17 protein-coding genes and 1 tRNA gene are annotated in these 18,321 nt (G+C 67.7%); 9 read left to right on the plus strand and 9 right to left on the minus strand.

All coding sequences use genetic code 11. The features are described 5' to 3' along the window. Nucleotides 1-98: 98 nt before the first annotated feature. Both AMY39116_RS0316195 and AMY39116_RS0316200 read left to right on the plus strand, forming a co-directional pair. On the plus strand, nucleotides 99-485 hold the full coding sequence (locus AMY39116_RS0316195; RefSeq protein WP_020418686.1) for a helix-turn-helix domain-containing protein: 387 nt from the start codon (nucleotides 99-101) through the stop codon (nucleotides 483-485). A gap of 126 nt (nucleotides 486-611) precedes the next feature. After that, the gene (locus AMY39116_RS0316200) at nucleotides 612-1,727 is read left to right on the plus strand and encodes a hypothetical protein (protein ID WP_020418687.1); all 1,116 of its coding nucleotides are present in this window, start codon (nucleotides 612-614) and stop codon (nucleotides 1,725-1,727) included. Here AMY39116_RS0316200 and AMY39116_RS0316205 read toward each other — a convergent pair whose 3' ends face one another. Next, on the minus strand, nucleotides 1,728-2,276 hold the full coding sequence (locus AMY39116_RS0316205) for an NUDIX domain-containing protein (RefSeq protein WP_020418688.1): 549 nt from the start codon (nucleotides 2,274-2,276) through the stop codon (nucleotides 1,728-1,730). It abuts the gene before it with no gap. Nucleotides 2,277-3,120: 844 nt separating this feature from the next. On the opposite strand from AMY39116_RS0316205, the gene AMY39116_RS0316210 reads away from it, so the two are divergent. Then, a complete protein-coding gene (locus tag AMY39116_RS0316210; RefSeq protein WP_020418689.1) occupies nucleotides 3,121-3,618 on the plus strand; it encodes an Imm26 family immunity protein in 498 nt (165 codons plus the stop codon). A 227-nt stretch (nucleotides 3,619-3,845) separates the two neighbouring features. On the opposite strand, the gene AMY39116_RS43005 is transcribed toward AMY39116_RS0316210, so the two are convergent. Then, nucleotides 3,846-5,087, minus strand: a complete 1,242-nt coding sequence (locus AMY39116_RS43005) for a helix-turn-helix domain-containing protein (protein ID WP_162146043.1) — start codon at nucleotides 5,085-5,087, stop codon at nucleotides 3,846-3,848. A 359-nt stretch (nucleotides 5,088-5,446) separates the two neighbouring features. Here AMY39116_RS43005 and AMY39116_RS45475 point away from each other — a divergent pair, with 359 nt between their 5' ends. Next, nucleotides 5,447-8,236, plus strand: a complete 2,790-nt coding sequence (locus AMY39116_RS45475) for an NACHT domain-containing NTPase (RefSeq protein ID WP_157358571.1) — start codon at nucleotides 5,447-5,449, stop codon at nucleotides 8,234-8,236. Between the two features lie 274 nt (nucleotides 8,237-8,510). On the opposite strand, the gene AMY39116_RS47475 is transcribed toward AMY39116_RS45475, so the two are convergent. From AMY39116_RS47475 to AMY39116_RS0316235, 4 genes are all read right to left on the minus strand, one after another. Beyond that, the gene (locus AMY39116_RS47475; protein ID WP_235716147.1) at nucleotides 8,511-9,080 is read right to left on the minus strand and encodes a tyrosine-type recombinase/integrase; all 570 of its coding nucleotides are present in this window, start codon (nucleotides 9,078-9,080) and stop codon (nucleotides 8,511-8,513) included. Next, a complete protein-coding gene (xerC, locus tag AMY39116_RS47480) occupies nucleotides 8,963-9,274 on the minus strand; it encodes a tyrosine recombinase XerC (protein ID WP_027935968.1) in 312 nt (103 codons plus the stop codon). Before xerC ends, AMY39116_RS47475 begins: the two co-directional genes overlap by 118 nt. Nucleotides 9,275-9,320: 46 nt before the next feature. Then, nucleotides 9,321-9,551: a hypothetical protein gene (locus tag AMY39116_RS48125; protein WP_369794315.1), complete on the minus strand. Its 231-nt coding sequence runs from the start codon at nucleotides 9,549-9,551 to the stop codon at nucleotides 9,321-9,323. A 109-nt stretch (nucleotides 9,552-9,660) separates the two neighbouring features. Continuing rightward, nucleotides 9,661-9,734, minus strand: a tRNA-Ile gene (locus AMY39116_RS0316235). Nucleotides 9,735-9,995: 261 nt separating this feature from the next. Here AMY39116_RS0316235 and AMY39116_RS0316240 point away from each other — a divergent pair. Then, nucleotides 9,996-11,768, plus strand: coding sequence for a bifunctional homocysteine S-methyltransferase/methylenetetrahydrofolate reductase (locus AMY39116_RS0316240; protein WP_020418691.1), 1,773 nt, complete (start codon nucleotides 9,996-9,998; stop codon nucleotides 11,766-11,768). Between the two features lie 25 nt (nucleotides 11,769-11,793). After that, nucleotides 11,794-12,939: a serine hydrolase gene (locus AMY39116_RS0316245; protein ID WP_020418692.1), complete on the plus strand. Its 1,146-nt coding sequence runs from the start codon at nucleotides 11,794-11,796 to the stop codon at nucleotides 12,937-12,939. Here the strand turns inward: AMY39116_RS0316245 and AMY39116_RS0316250 are convergent. Next, nucleotides 12,918-14,132: an amidohydrolase family protein gene (locus AMY39116_RS0316250; RefSeq protein ID WP_020418693.1), complete on the minus strand. Its 1,215-nt coding sequence runs from the start codon at nucleotides 14,130-14,132 to the stop codon at nucleotides 12,918-12,920. The genes AMY39116_RS0316245 and AMY39116_RS0316250 overlap by 22 nt on opposite strands. 54 nt (nucleotides 14,133-14,186) lie before the next feature. Here AMY39116_RS0316250 and AMY39116_RS0316255 point away from each other — a divergent pair, with 54 nt between their 5' ends. After that, nucleotides 14,187-15,062, plus strand: a complete 876-nt coding sequence (locus AMY39116_RS0316255; protein ID WP_020418694.1) for a phosphatase PAP2 family protein — start codon at nucleotides 14,187-14,189, stop codon at nucleotides 15,060-15,062. Here the strand turns inward: AMY39116_RS0316255 and AMY39116_RS0316260 are convergent. After that, nucleotides 15,059-15,820 (minus strand): SDR family oxidoreductase, encoded by a 762-nt coding sequence (locus tag AMY39116_RS0316260; RefSeq protein WP_027935970.1) that lies wholly within the window; start codon nucleotides 15,818-15,820, stop codon nucleotides 15,059-15,061. The genes AMY39116_RS0316255 and AMY39116_RS0316260 overlap by 4 nt on opposite strands. A 100-nt stretch (nucleotides 15,821-15,920) precedes the next feature. Here AMY39116_RS0316260 and AMY39116_RS0316265 point away from each other — a divergent pair, with 100 nt between their 5' ends. Next, on the plus strand, nucleotides 15,921-16,766 hold the full coding sequence (locus tag AMY39116_RS0316265; protein ID WP_020418696.1) for a helix-turn-helix transcriptional regulator: 846 nt from the start codon (nucleotides 15,921-15,923) through the stop codon (nucleotides 16,764-16,766). Between the two features lies 1 nt (nucleotide 16,767). Here the strand turns inward: AMY39116_RS0316265 and AMY39116_RS0316270 are convergent, their stop codons facing one another. Continuing rightward, nucleotides 16,768-17,664 carry an alpha/beta fold hydrolase gene (locus tag AMY39116_RS0316270; protein WP_020418697.1) on the minus strand — a complete coding sequence of 299 codons (897 nt, stop codon included), beginning with the start codon at nucleotides 17,662-17,664 and terminating at the stop codon, nucleotides 16,768-16,770. 86 nt (nucleotides 17,665-17,750) lie between these two features. Here AMY39116_RS0316270 and AMY39116_RS0316275 point away from each other — a divergent pair, with 86 nt between their 5' ends. Further along, nucleotides 17,751-18,317: a TetR/AcrR family transcriptional regulator gene (locus AMY39116_RS0316275; RefSeq protein ID WP_027935971.1), complete on the plus strand. Its 567-nt coding sequence runs from the start codon at nucleotides 17,751-17,753 to the stop codon at nucleotides 18,315-18,317. Nucleotides 18,318-18,321: the final 4 nt, after the last annotated feature.

Below are 18,321 nucleotides of genomic sequence, written 5' to 3' on the forward strand. Positions count from 1 at the left end.
CGTGCGGTGGATCCGAATTGGCGACGCAATGTGCTACTTGCGCCGCGGAAAGCGATCAGGCGCTAACCTCGGCTCCGAGGCGGAGCACGGAGGAATAGGTGACGGAGAATTGGGCGGCGGTCTCGAAGGCCATCAACGAGCGCGTGACCGAGCTCGGGTGGAAACAGCGAGAACTCGCCGAGCGATCTCACGTCTCCCAGGCCATCGTGCGGGAGATCCAGCACCACACCGTCGAGCGGAAGCGCAGCGCCCGCACCCTCGAGGCGCTGTCCGTCGCGCTCGGGTGGCATCCCGGTCACCTCAACGCGATCCTGCGCGGGCGGAAGCCGCTCGCCCCTGGTGAGACCGGCGACGAGCCGCTCGACCAGATCATCAGCCGGCTCGGAACGATCGAAGACCGGCTGGACACGATCAGCGAGCAGCTCGCCTCGCTCACCGCGAACGTCGCCGCACTGATGCGCGATCGTCGTGATTGGGGCGCCTGAGGTGTTTTCCATGCCTCAAGGAAACGGCAGCGGAAGCTATTCGCGCAGGTGGCTGCGGTTAACGCGGACGCCATTAACTCGAATTAACCTTGCAGGTCAGCGCGGTTATCCGGAGCGATTTGACTGATGTCGGCGACAAAGCTTCAGGCGGTTCGCAAGAGCCTCGGATACAAGGCGGCCGACGTCATCCGGCGGATGCGTCAGCGCGCCGATCAGCTCGGCATGCCGATCATGTCCGAGGGCAGCCTGAAGACGAAGTTGTCGGAGTGGGAGAACGGGCACTCGGCGGTCAGCGAGCCGTACCAGCGCCTCTTCCGGGACGTCTACGGCCGGACCAACGAGGAGCTGGGCTTCCCGCCCGAGGCCGACGACGGGGAAGCGCTCGAGCTGCGAGCCCGGCTGGCGGCCGCACGCAGTGTCGATGCGGAGACCATCGAGCGATTCCGCCGGCAGGTCGACGACGCCCGGCACGTCGACCGCCAGTACGGCGGGGTCGTGCTCCTCGACCAGCTACGCAGCCACATCAAGCAACTCGAGCGGCTCCTCGGCTACAGCACCGTCCGAGACCACCGGGAGGCCCTGTCGAGGGTGCTCACCGAGGCCTCGACCCTGGCCGGGTGGGTCGCCCTCGACCGCAATGCCATCGTTCAGGCCTGGGACCACTACGAACGAGCCAAAGCCGCCGCCCGGGAAGCGGGCGATCAGGCAGCACTCGCACACGCGACAGCGGAGCAGGCGTTCGTGCTGATCGACCTCGGTGAGACGGTGCAGGCTGCCGAGCAGCTCGAGCACGCCCGTGCGCTGGGAGAGGGCGTGGTGCCGCCGCTGCTGCAGGCTTGGCTGTCCGCCGCGCACGGCGAGGGCTTGGCCGTCGTCGGCCGGCGCGACGAAGCGCTGGCCGCCTTCGACGCCGCCGACGTCCTGTTGCCCAGCGACCCCGTCGACGCCGCCCTGCCGTTCCTGTTCCTCGGTGGATCACACCTCGACCGCTGGCGAGGCAACGCGCTCGCCCGCCTCGGAGTTCCTGACGCCATCGACCACTTGACTCAAGCGCTTCCACGACTCCCGGCGACGTTTGTCCAGGCGAAGGTGGGGATGCTCGTGGACCTCGCTTTCGCCCACGCCGCGGCGCAGGACCGCGACGGCGCGCTCCGCTACGCCCGCGAAGCGCGCCGCCTCGGGCAACAGATCAAGTCCGACCGGCACCTGCGCCGGCTGCAGGGACTGATCCTCCCCGGCTGATCAGCCCCGGCGCTCGGCCATGTAGTAGAGCAGCGAGACCAGAGTCCCGGAGCCCAGCAGCTGCTGCCGCTGTGCCAGCTCGGTGACCCGCGAGACCGGCACCCACTCGATGCGGCCGACCTCCTCGGTATCGGTGGGATCGCCGACGTGCCGCGCTTCTCGCCACAGGTAGACGTCGATCGGCGCGGTGACCTGCCCCGGCAGGGGCTCGAAGCTGATCAGGTGCTCCGGCTCGCCGACCGGCTCCCAGCCGCTCTCCTCCGCTGCCTCCCGCGCAGCGGTGATCGCTGCGTCCTCGCCGTCATCGACCATGCCGCCGAGCAGTTCGTAGCCCCACTGCTCGGTGGCGAAGCGGTAGCGCCAGAGCATCAGCGCCTCGTCCCGGTCGTTCACGATCAGCGCGATCGCGATCCGGGCCAGGTGCACGACGTGGTATTCCCAGCGCTCCCCGTTCGGCGCCCGGACATCCGTCAACCCGACCTTGACCCACTTGTTGTCGTAGACCAGCCGCTCACCAAACGTCTCCCACGACCCACGTTCCTCAGCCACGGGTGGCAGCCTACGGCCTTGCTATCTGTCGAGGCCCCGGTCAGGCAGGCATCCTAGGTCGATGGAGCAGGGGTTTGATCACATGGCCGTGCGGCCCGCCTTACGTGCGTTTGGCGGTCGTGTTGTGGCGGGGCGTCCGGGAACGGGATGACTGCCTGTTGGGAGGGCGCTTGTCCGCGTCGGTCTGCGCCGCATGCTCGCCCGGAGCTTAGGATGCCGACGCGGACGTTTCCCGGCTTTGCCTAGCGGGCGCTCGTTGCGGTTCGTCAAAGCTCGCGTGACATCAGGATTGTCAGTACGGACCGGACGGTATTCCACCGTGGGACGGATCGTGCCGACAATCTTGAGTTCCTCTTCGGGTCGTCGGTTGAAGAAGATCACGGAGACGGCGATCCATCGGACGACTTGCATGGCGACGACCACCGCGCCGGCAATCCACAATCCATGGGTTGGCACTTGACTGAGCCAATTGACGACCTGCACGACCAGCTCTTTTCTGCGCGGGCCACAGGGTGCCCTCTGCGGCTTACGGCTGACGCCGCGTTCCAGGTGGGGATGCGTGCCGCCCCCTGTGTTAGCCCTGATGTGGTTTCGGGCTATGCGGAACGCAGAAGCCTCAACAGCAACACCGCTCTTGAGCCTGCGACGAATTCTAGATCGTGGGTCCGACACCATCGGCCGACGCAAGATGTACGGCGTGTCGCGGCTTTGGCGTCGAGGACAGCCCGGCGAGGAGCATGCGGTGAGCAAAGGCCGGCGCCGTCGAGGTGTCCGCAACTGGTCTGCAGGCCGACCAGTGACCGCCGGACGCTACCGTTGCGGCAGCTGATCAAAGGAGCGTTGCGTGGGCGTGGCCGAGACCAATATCCGCATCCTGAAGCCGGCTCGGAAGCGGCTGCAGCCCGGTGATGTGTTCGCTGTGCAGATGCCGGACGGTTTGTACTCGTTCGGGCGCGTGATCAAGACCGATATGCCGATCCACGCGATGACCGGCAACATCCTGATCTACGTGTTCAAGACCCGCTCGGCGAGCACGGACGTGCCTCGTCGCGAGCTGCTTCGTCCCGACCAGCTGCTGTTGCCGCCGCTGCTGATCAACCGGCTGCCGTGGTCCCGTGGCTACTTCGAACACCTCGGTAACCTTCCACTCGAAGACAGCGAGGTGCTGCCGGTTCACTGTTTCTGGAGCTTCAGCCGCAAAGTCCATTACGACGACTCGGGCGCTGTTCTTCCGGAGCCAGTCGAGCCGGTAGGGACCCATGCACTCAGCAGCTTCCGCACCTTCGACGACAGGCTCAGCGATGCTCTCGGCGTGCCCCGAGCACCGGAACAGCCGGTTTAGACCGCCTCGGCCCTCACCCGGTCAGCAGGGTGTGCCGGTGCTGCCCGGCCAGCTCGATGCAGGCGCGCGAGAGCGGTTCGGTCTTCAGCCGCTCGCGCGACTCGGTGTTGAAGGGGATGCCGACGGTGGGCCGGCCCGCTCCGGTGCTGACCGCGGCGCCTTCCTCTTGAGCTCGACCATGCCGGCGAAGAGCTGATCGAACACCGGTGCCTCGATGACGGCGACGGTCAGCAGTTCGACCTACAGGGTGGAGGGGTTCGAGCGCCCGGCGCAAGTGAAGACGCGAAAGTCGCCGGCCGCGCGAGCAGCGGCGAACGAGCGGAACGGCTCGTCGTGCTCGTAGTCGATGGGGTCAAGGGCGTTGCCGTCGTGCTCGGGGTTGCCAAGGAACTCTTCGGAGTACTCGCGCTGGATGTTGCGCCACAGGGAGAAGTCGTTGGCCTGGTGCGCGGGCGCGAGCGCGGCGGCTGGAACACACCGGCCGGGATGACGTGGAACATGCCTCCGGCGACCGCGGTGGCCTTGGCGTCCCTGCGGTGCAGGTACATCCGGTGCCCGTCAATCGGGTCGCGGCGAATGGTCAGGGTGTTGATGCTGGGCAGCATCGGCCGGGCGAGCAGGTCGAACGGGTCCTCGATGTGCCGACGCAGTGGCAGGTGGGCGAGGCTGGGCCGCTTCCGGCCGGCGCGCCGCCACGCGTCGGCGAACTCATGGGCCGCGGCCTCGCAGACGTCCAGCACGTCGAAGTAGGTGGTGTAGCTGAACCCGAGGCGGCCCTTGTCTCCGGTCCAGTCGACCTCGGCGAGCCGGTAGCTGACGCGGTTGTCCAGCAGCTTCGGCCGGGCCAGGTCGCGCAGGGCGCGGGAGTAGAGCCGGAAGCGGTCGCCATCCGCGGCCAGCGGCCGGACGCTCTCGGTCTGCTCGATGCCGCCGGTGATGGCGGGCTTGGGCAGGGCCTCGGCGAGCCAGTACAGCTCGATATCGGACAGCTCAACTGGCTCGGAGGGCAGCCACCCCGGCTGGGTCAGGACGGTGGTGCCGGGGATGCAGTGGGCCTGCGGGTACAGCTCGGAGGCGAGGTCGCCGAGCCGGGCGCGGTTCGCGTTCAGCTCACGCCGCACGAGCTTCCAGTGCTCCTGGCTCTCGTGCAGTGCGCCGGCCTCGCTGACCTGGCCGGGCTTGGGGATGGCGTCCGCGGAGTGGTCGGGCAGGATGCCCAGCCGTTCCGGCGGGATGTGCAGCTTCGCCGCGATGGACCGCAGCTCGGCCAGGCCAGGCACGAGCTTGCCCTTCTCGACCTTCGACACCCAGGACTGCGTGGTGTTGAGCAGGTCAGCGGCTTCCTGCTGGGTGAGGTTGTGGTGCTGCCGGTACCAGCGGATCACCTCGCCGGCATCGGAGCCATCGGGAGGAGCGGCGACCGCCTGGGCCAAATGTAGCCACCTCTTCGCGTTCCGGTTGTTCGTCATGTTCGCACCTTCGATTCGCGTCCCAGCTAGCGTACTGCGAATCGTTCCTTGGCCATGACAGCGCGGAGCTGGCACTTCTGTATTCCGAAAACCTACGGTATTTGCAACCCCACATGGCGGAGGTCTGTAACGCATGTAACAAACCTTGAATCGCTCGCGATAGGGACACCAAGTTTGTCTCGCGGAAGGTTCTTGATGACTGGAATTGAGCCTCTGGTAGCTCCCGCCATAGCAAAAGCTGCGGGGCGGGGGCAGCCAAGGCTGCATCGGTCGGCGTCGGTCTGCTGCTAAATGCCAAGCGGAGGAGCAAGGTTCGTTCTCTGCTCGGAGACGGCACACTTGAGCGTGAACTAAATGCGTTGGAAGCTCTCGATCCTGAGCAGGTTAGCCAAGTTATAGACTTCTGTGACTCCAAGGATGTCGAGCGGCTGGCAGTAACGCTTAGTCAAGCGTACCTCCTTGAGGGAAACGGGCGAAAAGCCGGCGCTCTGGTTGATGCAGTGCGCGCCGAATTGCGCGAGCTCGTGAAGATCTTTCTGGGCGGCGCCGACTCGGACCTGATAGCCGATGCACTGTTCTCCGGGTTGGCGGAGGCAGTACTTGAGAATGTTAAGCGGCTGCACTCTATTGAGAAGGTGTCGCCGCAACTTCACGCAGAGCTTGTGAAGCTTGTCGGAAGCTTAGCAGCCGCGTCTCTCAGGAATGCGGAGCTGCTGCGCGAGCTCGGAAATCTTGACGAGATCAACTCATTCGTCGACGAAATCCGCGCCCAGATTTCTGCAATGCGTGGAAGTATGCGTTTACCTCATGCGGGAACGTCAAGGATGGTGCCGTACGCCGACCTGTATGTTCAACCGAGGCTAACAGCGCCGCGCGAGCGAGGAATCGAGGGCGCCGTGATTATTAATGAGCCAATTTTTCCGGACGACAGCAACAATGGAGTGACTCTAGCCTCGATTATCGATCGGCACCCTAGACTGGTAATCCTCGGCGACCCTGGCGGCGGTAAATCTACGTTAGCCGAAAAGTACGTGTACGATGTGGCCTCGAGTGGACAGGAGCCTGCTCAAGTTCCTTTTCTCGTTGTTCTTCGTGATTACGCCAAGACGCTTAATGGGGAATCGTCAAAACAAACAATTGTCGAGTATCTAGTGGAGGCGTGTAAGCTTCCTTACAATGTGGTGGCTCCGGCTAATGCTGTAGAGTATCTGCTTCTAAATGGTCGGGGGGTAGTTGTATTCGACGGGCTAGACGAACTGCTGGACACGTCGCTGCGGCGGGAAGTTGTCCAAATAGTCGAAGGTTTTGCGCACAAGTATCCAGCGTGCCCGATCCTTGTAACGTCGAGGCGCGTCGGCTATTCCGAAGCGCCGCTGGACTCGGACCTTTTCAAAGCTGTTCGGCTGGGCGACTTCACCGAGGCTAATGTTCGGAGCTATGCCAAAAAATGGTTTAGCCTCGACGAGTCCGTTCCGATTGAGCGTCGTCATACCTTGACGAGAGCTTTTATGGAAGACAGTGAATTTGTCCCAGATTTGCGCGCGAATCCTCTGCTTCTCTCCTTGATGTGCGGTATCTACGCCAGCGAGAACTACATCCCAACCAATCGTCCAGACGTATACGAGAAGTGTTCACTGCTACTGTTTGAGCGCTGGGATAAGCAGCGCGGGATTAAGCCTGATCTACCATTCGATGCCCACGTTCAGGCCGCTATGCGTTCGCTTGCGCTTTACATGTACCAACATCAAGGCGAAGAAGGAATCTCGAGATCTCGCTTGATTTCTCGAATGAAGGAATACTTGCTTGAACGGCGGTTCGACGACGAAGAGTCAGCAGAAAACGCGGCAGTCGATTTCATCGAATTTTGCAAAGGGCGCGCCTGGGTGCTGACCGATATTGGCGCCGACACCTATGGATTTACGCACCGGACTTTCCTTGAGTATTTTGCGGCCAGTCAGTTAGTGAGGCTAAATCCTAGCGCTGTGTCTCTATTGTCAGCACTTCGTGAACACATTGAGGAAGGGAGCTGGGACGTTGTTGGACAGCTTGCCCTTCAGATAATTGGTCGCAATGTTGAAGACGCTGCAGACGAGTTTATCGCTCTCTTGATGAATGACGTGATTGAAGCTGACGACTTGAGTGGTCCTGAGCTCAATCTGCTGATGTTCGTTATCCGCTCGCTCGAGTTTGTGGTGCCGAAGCCTGCACTTCTTGAAAACATATGCCAGTGCGCTGTAGCGCATATGGTAGCTAACGCTGACACCTCGCTGGTTGAAATGTTCACGCAGGTGGCGGTCGAGAATCAGCCTCGTGTTGGCAAGGTGTTGCGGGCGCTAATTGAGAACTACTTCGGCGCTGACGAGAAGAGCGATGAGCTTGCGGCGCTCGCATTCTTCGTGATGGGTCAGCGCGGCCTGCCTCGTCGAGGGCAATACTGGCTGGAGTGGACGCTAGAGAATCTCAAGAATTACGTTCATTTTGCGAAGCTGAAAGGAAAAGACATCTGGTGGCTTGCTGTCATGCTGTGGGAGCGGGGCCTGGTTTCCCTTGAATTTGTGCTACGACAGCACGGTCTCGGCGCACTCTACAGGCATGATTACGGTCAGCGTCTTGTAGTGCCGCCGTTTGCCTACAGAATGATAACTGGAAAGTCTTTTAGTAAGAAGGGGTTGATCGCTGGCGTTATTGGAACTATTGGCGAGGAACGTGTTGGAGACTTGCGTGTCGACTTGTATCGAAACTTGCGAGCTATCTCAAAGAAGAAGCTGCGATATCGACGGATGCATTTGGAGCTGGCGGGAAACTTCTTTGGTTTTGGAGATCATCGAGAGGGGGAGCTGGATGATTCCGCATGTAACCTGATTCTAGCGTTGCCTATAATCGAGATCGTGACTAGCGGCAAGCTTGACATGGATGCGATGATTGGAGATACTGAAACCAGTCTGCTTCGAATTGTCACGCTTGTGCGGGCGGGTAAATCGGGTCTCGACGAAATCCCTCCGATGATAGGTGAGTGCCTAGAAGGTTACCCGATCGCACAGCAGATCTTCGTAGAATGGCTTGCGGGCAATATCAGTTTCGTCTCCGGTATTCGAGGAAAGAAGGGGGCGTCGGATGCGGTCTCGTCAGAAGAGATGGTCGTCAGTTAGCCACTCTTCCCTGTGACGGCGAGTAACTTCACCGTACGCGGAGTGCCGAGGCATCGGGTAATACTCAAGATCACCCGGCCGTTCCCTGAAGAGACCTGATCTCGATCAGGCCCCGCTGCATGGTTCAGTCCAGAAGATGTACGGAGAAGTCCTGCAGCTGCTGCCTACCGGTGGGTCTTCGGTCTTCGCGGCAACCGAGCGGCAAGAATGAACGCTGCCGTAGCGAAAGCACAGTTCAGGGCTGGTCCTCGCGCCTGACTGTAAGTCAGATGGCCTAGGGGCGCCGTTTCGGCATTCGGGAACCGAGGACCTCTGCGGCCTTGCGGTCGGCGGCTGCGACCCACGCGGCGTAGACGCGAAGCGTCGTGGCGCCGCCGCCGTGGCCGAGGTGGCCGGCGACGGTTCGGAGGTCGACTCCGGCGGTGAGGAGTTCGGTGGCGGAGTAGTGCCGTAGGGCGTGGGTGTGGGTGTCGATGCCGAGGCGGGTGGCCATCTTCTTGTAGCGGTTGGAGACGGCGTCGGGGGAGTAGGGCTCGTTGAGGTCGGCTCCGCGGGTGCTGGTGAAGACGAACGAGTTTTCCGACCACTTGCGCCGAGTTCGTGGCAGCGTTGCTGCATGCGGGCCTTGTGCTCGCGCAGGAGCACGATCGTTTCGGTGTCCAGGGCGATGCGGCGCATCTGGTGGGTCTTGGTGTCCTTCTCCTGGCCCACGCCGCGGAGCTTTGTTTAGCTGCGGCGGATCTCGATGATTCCTTCGTCGAGGTCGACGCGGGAGCAGCGGAGGGCGCAGGCTTCGCCGCGGCGGATGCCGGTGGTCATGACGAGCCAGACGAGGGTGCCCCAGTCTTCGTCGAGCGCGAAGGCCTTCTCGACGAGGCGGGCGGCTTCGGCGGGTGAGGGCGGGTCGGGCTGTGGAGCTGTCTGGCGCGGGCGCTGGGCGATCTGGGCCGGGTTCGTGCCGATCCACTCCCAGCGGACGGCGGCGTTGAGGACGCCGCTGATGATCGAGTGGATCTGACGCACGCTGGAGTTGGCCATGCCACTGCACTTGTGCGGCGTGCACTTGGCGACCTTGCATTCATGGTCACCGTCGAAGCTTGTGCTCGATGTAGGGGCGGCCGTTGCAGCGGACGCGGCAGCGGCGGAGTTCGGCGAAGAAGGTTTCGAGGGCGCGGGCCGTGAGCTTGTCGGCCGCGATCTCGCCGAGGGCGGGCTTGATCGTGCGGTCGATGTAGCCCAGGTAGCCATGCCGGGTGCTGGTTTTGATGTCGGTGCCCTTGACAGTTTGAGTGAGGTGGCTCTGACGCCCGGTCAGCCGGTCGGACGCGGACCTGGAGGGACCCGGGCCGCGCCGCGGAAAGTGTCAATGGACAAGCCGCGACAAAATGATCACGCATCAAGCCATAACGCCTGGTCAGAACCGGTGGGCCGGGCGGGGCTCGAACCCGCGGCCAAGGGATTATGAGTCCCCTGCTCTAACCAGCTGAGCTACCGGCCCCAGGCGGGCGCACACAGCGGCGGCCCGCACCCATCCAAGGGTGAACGACAACATATCGCACACCGACCGGCCACCACCGCGGTGGGCGGGTCACCCGGACGGCCCAGTGGTGGTGCACCTGCGGTGTCGAACCGGTCGATGTGCCCGTTTCAGCGCCTAGGATGGGTGCATGGCGGGCGGCGCGGTGCTCTGGTGGGGGTGCGGCGCCGGCCGGATCCTCGTGCACGTGCACGCCCGGAGGTAACGGCGCCGGGAGGGTACGTGAGAGGTCGGTTCGCGGAGCAGCTGTCCGAGCGGGTTCTGGTGTTCGACGGGGCCATGGGCACCGTCCTGCACGTGGCGGGCAATTCGCTGGACCGGGCCTTGCCGGAACTCAACCTCTCGAACCCGGAGCTCGTCAGCACCATCCACGAGAGCTACGTGGCCGCGGGCGCGGACGTGCTCCTCACCAACACCTTCGGCGCGAACCGGCTGCGGCTGGCCGAGCACGGGTGCTCCGTCAGCGCCCGCGACATCAACCTCGCCGCCGTGCGACTCGCCCGGCAGGCTCGTCGCGGGGTGCACCGGACCATCTTCGTCGCCGGGTCCGTTTCCCCGGCGGTGTCCTCGTCCGCGCGGGCCGGCGTCCGCGCGGACGAGCGCACCGAGGTCGTGCGCGAGCAGGTCCAGGCCCTCGTCGACGGCGGCGTCGACCTGCTGGTCCTGGAGACCTTCGGCCACCTCGATGAACTGGTCGAAGCCATCACGGTCGCCGCGGAGGTCACCGACCTCCCGATCGTCGCCCAGGCCACCTTCACCAGCGACGGCCTCACCCCGGCCGGCGAGACGCCCCGCGAGGTCGTCAAGACCCTCACCGGCCTCCCGGTCACCGCGGTCGGCGCCAACTGCACCGTCGGCCCCCAGCACATGCTCGCGATCCTCGACGAACTCCGCGACGCCGGCGACCTGCCGGTGGGCGTGCACCCCAACGCGGGCATGCCGCGGCGCACCGGGCGGCGCTTCACCTACCCGGTCGCCCGCGCGCACTTCGGGCGGTACGCGCGGCGCTTCGCCGAGCACGGCGCCGCCATGATCGGCGGCTGCTGCGGCACCACACCCGGCCACATCCGCGAGGTCGTCGCCCGCCTGGCCGACCTGCGGCCCCGCCAGGCCAGCCCCGTCACGGCCGTGCCCAAGCCGCGCCCGGCGCCGCCGCAGAGCCCGCTCGCCCGCCGCCTCGCCCGGCCCGGCTTCGTGCTCGCCGCGCAGGTCACCCCGCACGGCGAACCGGAGGACGTGGAGCGGGTCCGCGGCGCCGACCTGGCGCTGGTGCGCGGCAACTTCGGCGAAGCGCTCCGCCTGGAACGCGAGGCGGGCGTCGACACGATCACCACCGTCACCGCCTGGGACCGGTCCCTCGCGGCGCTGCAGGCGGACCTGCTCGGCGCCCACGCGTTCGGCCTGCGCACGGTGGTGTGCGAGACCGGAACGCCGGCACCGCTGGGCGACTACCCGGGCGCCGATGGCATCTGGGAGGTCGACTCGGTCGGCCTCATCGGGCTGCTCGCCGGCCTCAACTCCGGCCGCGACCACACCGGCCTCACCCTGGCCACCCGCACCGCCTTCCACATCGGCGCGCGCGTCAACCCCGGCGCGGAGGACCTGGACGCCGAACTGTCCCGCACCAAGGCGAAGATCGCCGCGGGCGCGCAGTTCCTCATCACGCGGCCGGTCTACGAGCTGGAGGGCCTGTCCCGGATGGTCGCCGAACTGTCCGGTGTGGACATCCCGGTGCTGGTGGCGATCGCGCCGCTGTCCGGCTTCGCCGAAGCCGAGTACCTGGCCTACGAGGTCCCGGACGTGACCATCCCGCCGCGGGCACTGTCCGAACTGGAGGCTGCCGGGGAGCGAGAGGCCGAGGTCGGGCTCGCGCTCGCCGCGGAGCTGCTCGACGGGGCGCGCGACCTGGTCCGCGGCGCCGTGGTGGTCGCCGACGAGCACCCCGGTAAGATCGAATCGCTTCTGCGGCAAGAGAAATCGGCGCTTCAGCTCTGACCGGTCGCGGTGTTACCCTCGCTCGATGGCACTGTCGCGCAGGACGGTCCTGAAGCTGGGGGCACTCGGCACAGCCGGGTGCACGGTCCTCACGGGCCGCGCGGTGGCCGGTGAATCACCACCCGTCGAGCGAGCCCTGCGCGAGGCGATGCGCGAACTGCAAGGCGCGCCAGGCGGTCCGCCCGCCGTCACCGTCGCGTTCAGACGGAGCCACGGCACGGCCTTCCACAGCGTCGGCGTGTCCGATGTGGCGACGGGCCGGAAACCCCGGCCCGACGACCACATGCGCGTGGCGAGCGTGGCGAAGGCGTTCAGCGCCGCGACCGCGCTGTCCCTGGTGAGCCGCCGCAGGCTGGGGCTCGACGACACGGTCGGGCGGCGGCTGGACGGTTTCCCCCCGCAGTGGTCGGCGGTGAGCCTCCGTCAGCTGCTCGGCCACACCAGCGGGATCCCGGACTTCAGCCGGTCACAGCGGTTCCGCGACGCGCTGCTGGCGTCCCTGCAGGACCCGCCGCCCCCGCGCGACCTGCTCGGCTACCTCGACGACCCCGGCCTGCTGTTCACGCCCGGCACCCGGTACGCCTACTCCAACTCGGACAACATCCTCGTCGCGCTGATGTGCGAGGCCGCGGCCGGCGCGCGCTACGAGGACCTGCTGCGGCGGCACGTCACGCAGCCGCTGGGGCTCCACCGCACCAGCCTGCCGCGCGGCTCCGCGCTGCCCGAACCGCACCTGCACGGCTACGACGGCGCCGAGGACGTGACCCGGCTCGTCGCCGCGGGCTGGAGCTGGGCCTCCGGCGGGGTGGTGTCCACACCGGCCGATCTGGCGCGCTTCATCGGCGGCTACCGGGCGCTCCTGCATCCGGCGGTGCGCGCCGCGCAGCTCACGTTCCGGCCGGGCGGTTCGGAACCGCCGGGGCCGGGCGTCAACGCGGCCGGACTCGGCATCTTCCGCTACGACACGCGGTACGGCCGCGTCTACGGGCACACCGGCAACACCCCGGGCTACACGCAGTTCGCCGCGGCCACCCTGGACGGCCGCCGGACCGTCGCCGTCAGTGCCACCGCGCAGATCACGCCGGACAGCGACCCCGCGCTGTTCGGGCGGTTGCGCGGGATCTACGAACTCGCCGTCGGCGCGCTCCTTCACACCAGCGCGAGGTCGTGAGCGACCACCCGGCCGGCGTGGACCACCGTGCGGTGCGGCAATCGGTCCTGCACCGCGGCCGCGGGCGCCTCACCGTCGAGCAGCACCAGGTCCGCCGGGTCGCCCACCGCGACTCCGGGGCGGTCCCGCACGTCCCGCAGCCGCGGCAGCGACGGATCGAGCACCGTCGCGCCGCCCCAGGTGCCCACGGCCAGCGCGTGCTCGACGAGGTGGTCGTTGCGGAACCCGTTGGTGAATGCCAGCTGCCAGGTCCGGTCGAGCAGGTCGGCGTTGCCGTAGGGGGACCAGTAGTCGCGCTGCCCGTCGTCACCGAGGCCGACCCGCAGGCCGGCTTCGGTGAGCCGCTGCAGCGGGAGCGTGCCGCGGCCCGGCGGCGCGACGGTGGCGACCGAGACGTCCAGCTCGGCCATCTCGGCCAGCACCTCGTCCAGCCGCGGCGACGGGGTGTGGGCGAGGGTGAAGGCGTGCGAGATGGTGACCCGGCCGCGCAGGTCCAGCGCGCGGGTCCGCTCGATGATCAGGCCGAGGCTGAACAGGCCCAGCTCGCCGGGTTCGTGCAGGTGGACGTCCACCGGCACCCCGTACCGGTCGGCGAGCCCGAACACGATGTCCAGGTGCCGCACCGGGTCGCCGTCCACGTCGCACGGGTCGATGCCGCCCATCACGCCGGCTCCCTCCCGCAGCGCGGCCTCCATCAGGTCCGGGACGCCCGGTTCGCGCAACAGCCCGGCCTGCGGGAAGGCGATGATCTCGACCTCGGCCCGGTCGGCGTGCGCCTCCCGCGCGGCGACGACGGCTTCCAGGCGTTCCAGCTCGCAGTCCGCGTCGACCTGGGCGTAGCCGCGGACGCGGGTGACGCCGTGCGCGATGAGCAGGCCGAGCATGTGCGTGGATCGCTCGCGCATCGGCACGTCGCCCTCGCGCCAGTGGGCGCGGTCGTGCAGCATGTTCGCCCACACCCCGCCGGGGGAGTCGTTGGGCCGCCACGGCAGGCCCAGCCGCGTGGAGTCCAGGTGGACGTGCACGTCGGAGAACGAGGGGACGAGCAACCGCCCCTCGCCCGCGAGCTGCGGCACGCCCTCCGGTGCGGAACCGCCGGCCGCGGTCACCGCCGCGATCCGGCCGTCGCGGATTTCCACGTCGGACAGGGGGCCGCCCCACGGGCGCACGCCCGTCACGTACAGGTCGTTCACCTGGTCAGCATCGCACGACAGGCGCGGAGGACCGGCTTGATCCATCCTGGGCGGGTGGTGGTGGACGACGAGGTGGTCCGGCGGACCGCCGGTGTTTCGTCGCGGCGGTGGCTGGTGATCGCCGCCGTGGCGGCCGCGCTGACGGTGGCGGTCTACCTGCTGGCCGTGTGGACGGCGAGTGGACAGGCGCTGGAGAACGCCGCGCTGCGGGGCGCCGACCAGGCGGACGCGGCCGAGTCGGGGCAGGCGTGGCAGGCGCTCGACGAGATCACGGTCTACTCGCTGGCCGGGGCGACGCTGCTCATCGCGCTGACGGGCGCGCTCCGCCGCCGCTGGGACCTCGCGGTCGCGGCGGTCGGGGTGATCGTGCTCGGCCAGGTGGTCGTGCAGGTGCTGAAGCGGTTCGTGCTGGTCCGGCCCGCGCTGGTGCCGGTGACGGGCGACTTCGGCCACAACAGCCTGCCCAGTGGCCACACCACGATCGCCATGACCGTCTTGTTCGCGGCCGTGATCGTCGCGCCGTACCGCTGGCGCGGCGTGGTGATCCTGGTCGTGCTGCCGTGGGCGGTGGGCATCGGTCAGTACACGCTCACCGCGAAGTGGCACCGGCTCTCCGACACCCTCGCCGCCGACGCGATCGCCCTCGCGCTGGCGGCGCTGGCGTCGTGGTGGCTCGCGCGGCGCGGCGCGGTGCACCCGTACGAGGGAAACCGCCGGATCGGCCGGGTGGTCATCGGTGCCTTCGCGGTGCTCGCCGCCCTGGCCGGCCTGACCCTCGGCGCCATCCTGTGGGGTGTCCCGCTGGCGCGCGAGGGCCTGGCCGGGGCGGACGAGTGGGTGATCTACCTGGGCGCCGGATCGTTCGCCTCCGCCGGGTCGATCGTCGCGGCGCTGGTGTTCCTGCTGTCCTGGCGACGCCTGGCCACCTAGTGCTTGCCGTGCGGGTCCGCGGCGTTGAGGGTGGCCACGACCTGGTCGTAGTCGCCGCGGGCCTCGCCGTAGCGGAGGAACTTCACGTTCTCCACCTGGATCTCCTTGGCGTCCGGCTGCGTCTCGAACAGCTTGACCACCTCGTCGGCGAAGTCGTCGAGCGGCATGGCGAACTCGCTCTCCTCCTGGCCGGGCAGCAGGGCGGTCCGCACCGACGGCGGCTCCAGCTCGACGACCTTGACGGAGGTGTCCGCGAGCTGCAGCCGCAGCGACTCGCTGAGCATGTGGATGGCGGCCTTGCTCGCGTTGTAGCTCGGCGTGGCCTTGAGCGGGGCGAACGCCAGGCCCGAGGACACGGTCACGATGGTCGCGTCAGGCTTGCTCTGGAGGTGTTCGACGAATGCGGCGATGAGCCGGATCGGGCCGAGCACGTTCGTCGTCACGGTCTCCTCGGCCGAGGCCAGGAAGCCCTCCGGGCGGTGCCAGTCCTCGACGCGCATGATGCCGGACATCGCGATGATCACGTTGAGGTCGGGGTGCTTGCCGATGACCTCGTCGGCCGCGGCGCGGATGCTGCCGGCGTCGGCGGTGTCGATGCGCACGGTGTCGAACCCCTCGGCGGCGAGCGAGTCGAGCAGTTCGGTGCGGCGGCCGCCGACGATGACGGTGTTGCCCTTGGCCCGCAGCCGCCGCGCGAGGGCGAGGCCGATGCCGCTGGTGGAACCCGGGATGAAGATGGTGTTTCCGCTGATGTTCATGTTCCCGAGTCTGGCCGGGCGCGACAGGGCGGTGAAGAGATCGCTCATCGGGGGATCGGCGGTCCCTGGTTCGCCCGGCCCGGGGGCGGATACTGGGGGTATGGAGCGTGAAGAGCTGGCGGCGTTCCTGCGCAGCCGCCGGGAACAGCTGCGGCCGGAGGACGTCGGGCTGCCCGCCGGGCCGCGTCGCCGGGCGGCGGGTCTGCGGCGGGAGGAGGTCGCGGCCCTGGCGGCGATGTCGACCGACTACTACACGCGGCTGGAGCAGCAGCGTGGCCCGCAGCCGAGCGAGCAGATGCTGGCCGCGCTCGCCCGCGCGCTGCGTCTGACCGCCACCGAGCGCGACTACCTGTTCCGCATCGCCGGCCGCAACGCACCCACACCGGTGGTCGCGGCGGCGCACGTGGCGCCCGCGCTGCAGCGCGTGCTGGACCGGCTGTCGGACACGCCCGCGCTGATCCTGTCGAACCTCGGCGAGGTGCTGGTGCAGAACAGCATGGCCGACGCCCTCTACGGCGACCGGTCGCACCTGACGGGCTGGGCGCGTAGCGAGATCTACCGCTGGTTCACCGACCCCGCGGAGCGCCGCATCTACCCGGAGCACGACCGGGGGCGCCAGGGCCGGGCCCTCGTGGCGGGCCTGCGGGCGGCGCTCGGGTCGATGGGGCCGCAGTCCCGGGCAGGCGAGCTGGTGCGGGTGCTGACGAAGGCCAGCCCGGAGTTCGCGGAGCTGTGGGAACGGCACGAGGTGGCCAAGCGGTTCGTGGACCACAAGGTGCTCGTGCACCCCCAGCTGGGCGACATCGAGGTGGACTGCCAGGTGCTGTTCACCGAGGACCAGTCGCAGATGCTGCTGGTGCTGACGGCGCCGCCGCGCACGGAGGCGGCGGAGAAGCTGCAACTGTTGGGCGTGGTCGGCACGGAACGGTTCGACAGCGTTCGCTAGATCAGGCGAAGCGCTCGGGTGACTCACGTCGTTGCTCGAGCTCGGCGAGGAACTCCAGCACCCGGACGTTGACCTCGGCGGCCGACTCGCCCGCGATCGCCCGCGGCCACAGCTCGACCCGGGCGTCCGGCAGCAGCTCCCGGGCGCGGGTGGCCGCGCGCCGGCGGTCGTGGATGACGCTGCGGGCCGCGATGAGTGCGAGGACGGGGACGGTCAGGCCGCGCAGTTGCGCGTCGGTGAACAGCGCAGGCGTGGGCAGCGCGATCCGGTAGGTCCGCATGCCCTCGTCGATCACTGTGGCCACGGGGTCGTCCTCGGCCACTTCGGCGCCGCCGGAGATCCAGGCCAGGAAGGCGGGGCGGGCCCAGCGCCGGATGCCGGGGACGAGCGTGAGGGCGGTGCGCACGAGCAGGGGGACCGGGAACGGGGCGAAGGTCCGCACCGGGTCGATCAAGGTCAGCGAGGCGAGCCGGTCCGGTGCGCGCACGGCCAAGTTGGCTGCGAGCCACCCGCCGAAGGAGTAGCCGACGAGGTGGACGTCGCGCAGGCCCAGCGTGGCGAGCACGGTGCCGAGCCACGCGGCCTGGTCGTCGGCGTCGCGGATGGGCGCGGTCTGCTCGCTGCGTCCCGGCTCACCGATCAGGTCGAGCGCGTACACCGGGCCGCGCGCGATGAACGCGGGGAGGTTGGGCTCCCACATGATCGTCGTGCCCGCCCGGCCGGGAAGCAGCACCATCGGAGCGGGACCGGGCTCCCCGAAGCGGTACACGCGCGCGGTGCCGAACGCCGTGGCCACGTCGCGCTGTTCGGCGGGGGCGGGCAGCGCGGCGAACCCCCGGTCGTAGGCCGCGTCGTACGCGACGCGGGCCTGCGGCGACATGAATCCGCCGAGCGTCATGAGACCTCCCTGTTTGACGATACGATCGCATCGTAAACGGCTCCGGAACGGTTTGCAATCCGTTCGTATTGTGAAAAGGTGGCGTGGTGCCCAAGCGGGTCGATCACGAGCAGCGGCGGCGGCTCATCGCCGACGCGGTCCGCAGGATCGCGGCCGACCGCGGCCTGGAAGCGGTGAGTCTCGGTGAGGTCGCTGCCGAGGCCGGCATTTCCAAGGGCCTGGTGCAGCACTACTTCCCCAGCCGGGACGCCATGCTGCGCTACGCCACGCGGACGCTGCGCGACCGGGTGGAGGACCGGCTGCGGACCGGGCAGACCGGGCTGCGCGCCGCGCTGATCGCCCTCCTGCCGCTCGACGACGAGAGCCGGACCGAGGCGCTGGTCGCGAACGCGTTCGTGGTGCGCGCGCTGAAGGACCCGGAGATCGCCGAGCGGTTCCGCCTCGGCCACGCGCAACTCCGCGACGCCATCTCCACCATGATCACCGCCGGCCAGGCCGACGGCGACCTGCACGCGGACCTGGACCCGATCCGGGAAGCGGATCTGCTGCTGGCTCTCGTCGCCGGTCTCGGCGACGCGGTCCTGCTGGGGCACCGGACGCCGGCGGAGGTGATCTCGCTCGTGGATCACCACCTGTCCCGCCTGACGCCGTGACGGC

It is taken from the genome of Amycolatopsis sp. ATCC 39116 (assembly GCF_000231075.2).
Classification (GTDB): Bacteria; Actinomycetota; Actinomycetes; order Mycobacteriales; family Pseudonocardiaceae; genus Amycolatopsis_E; species Amycolatopsis_E tucumanensis.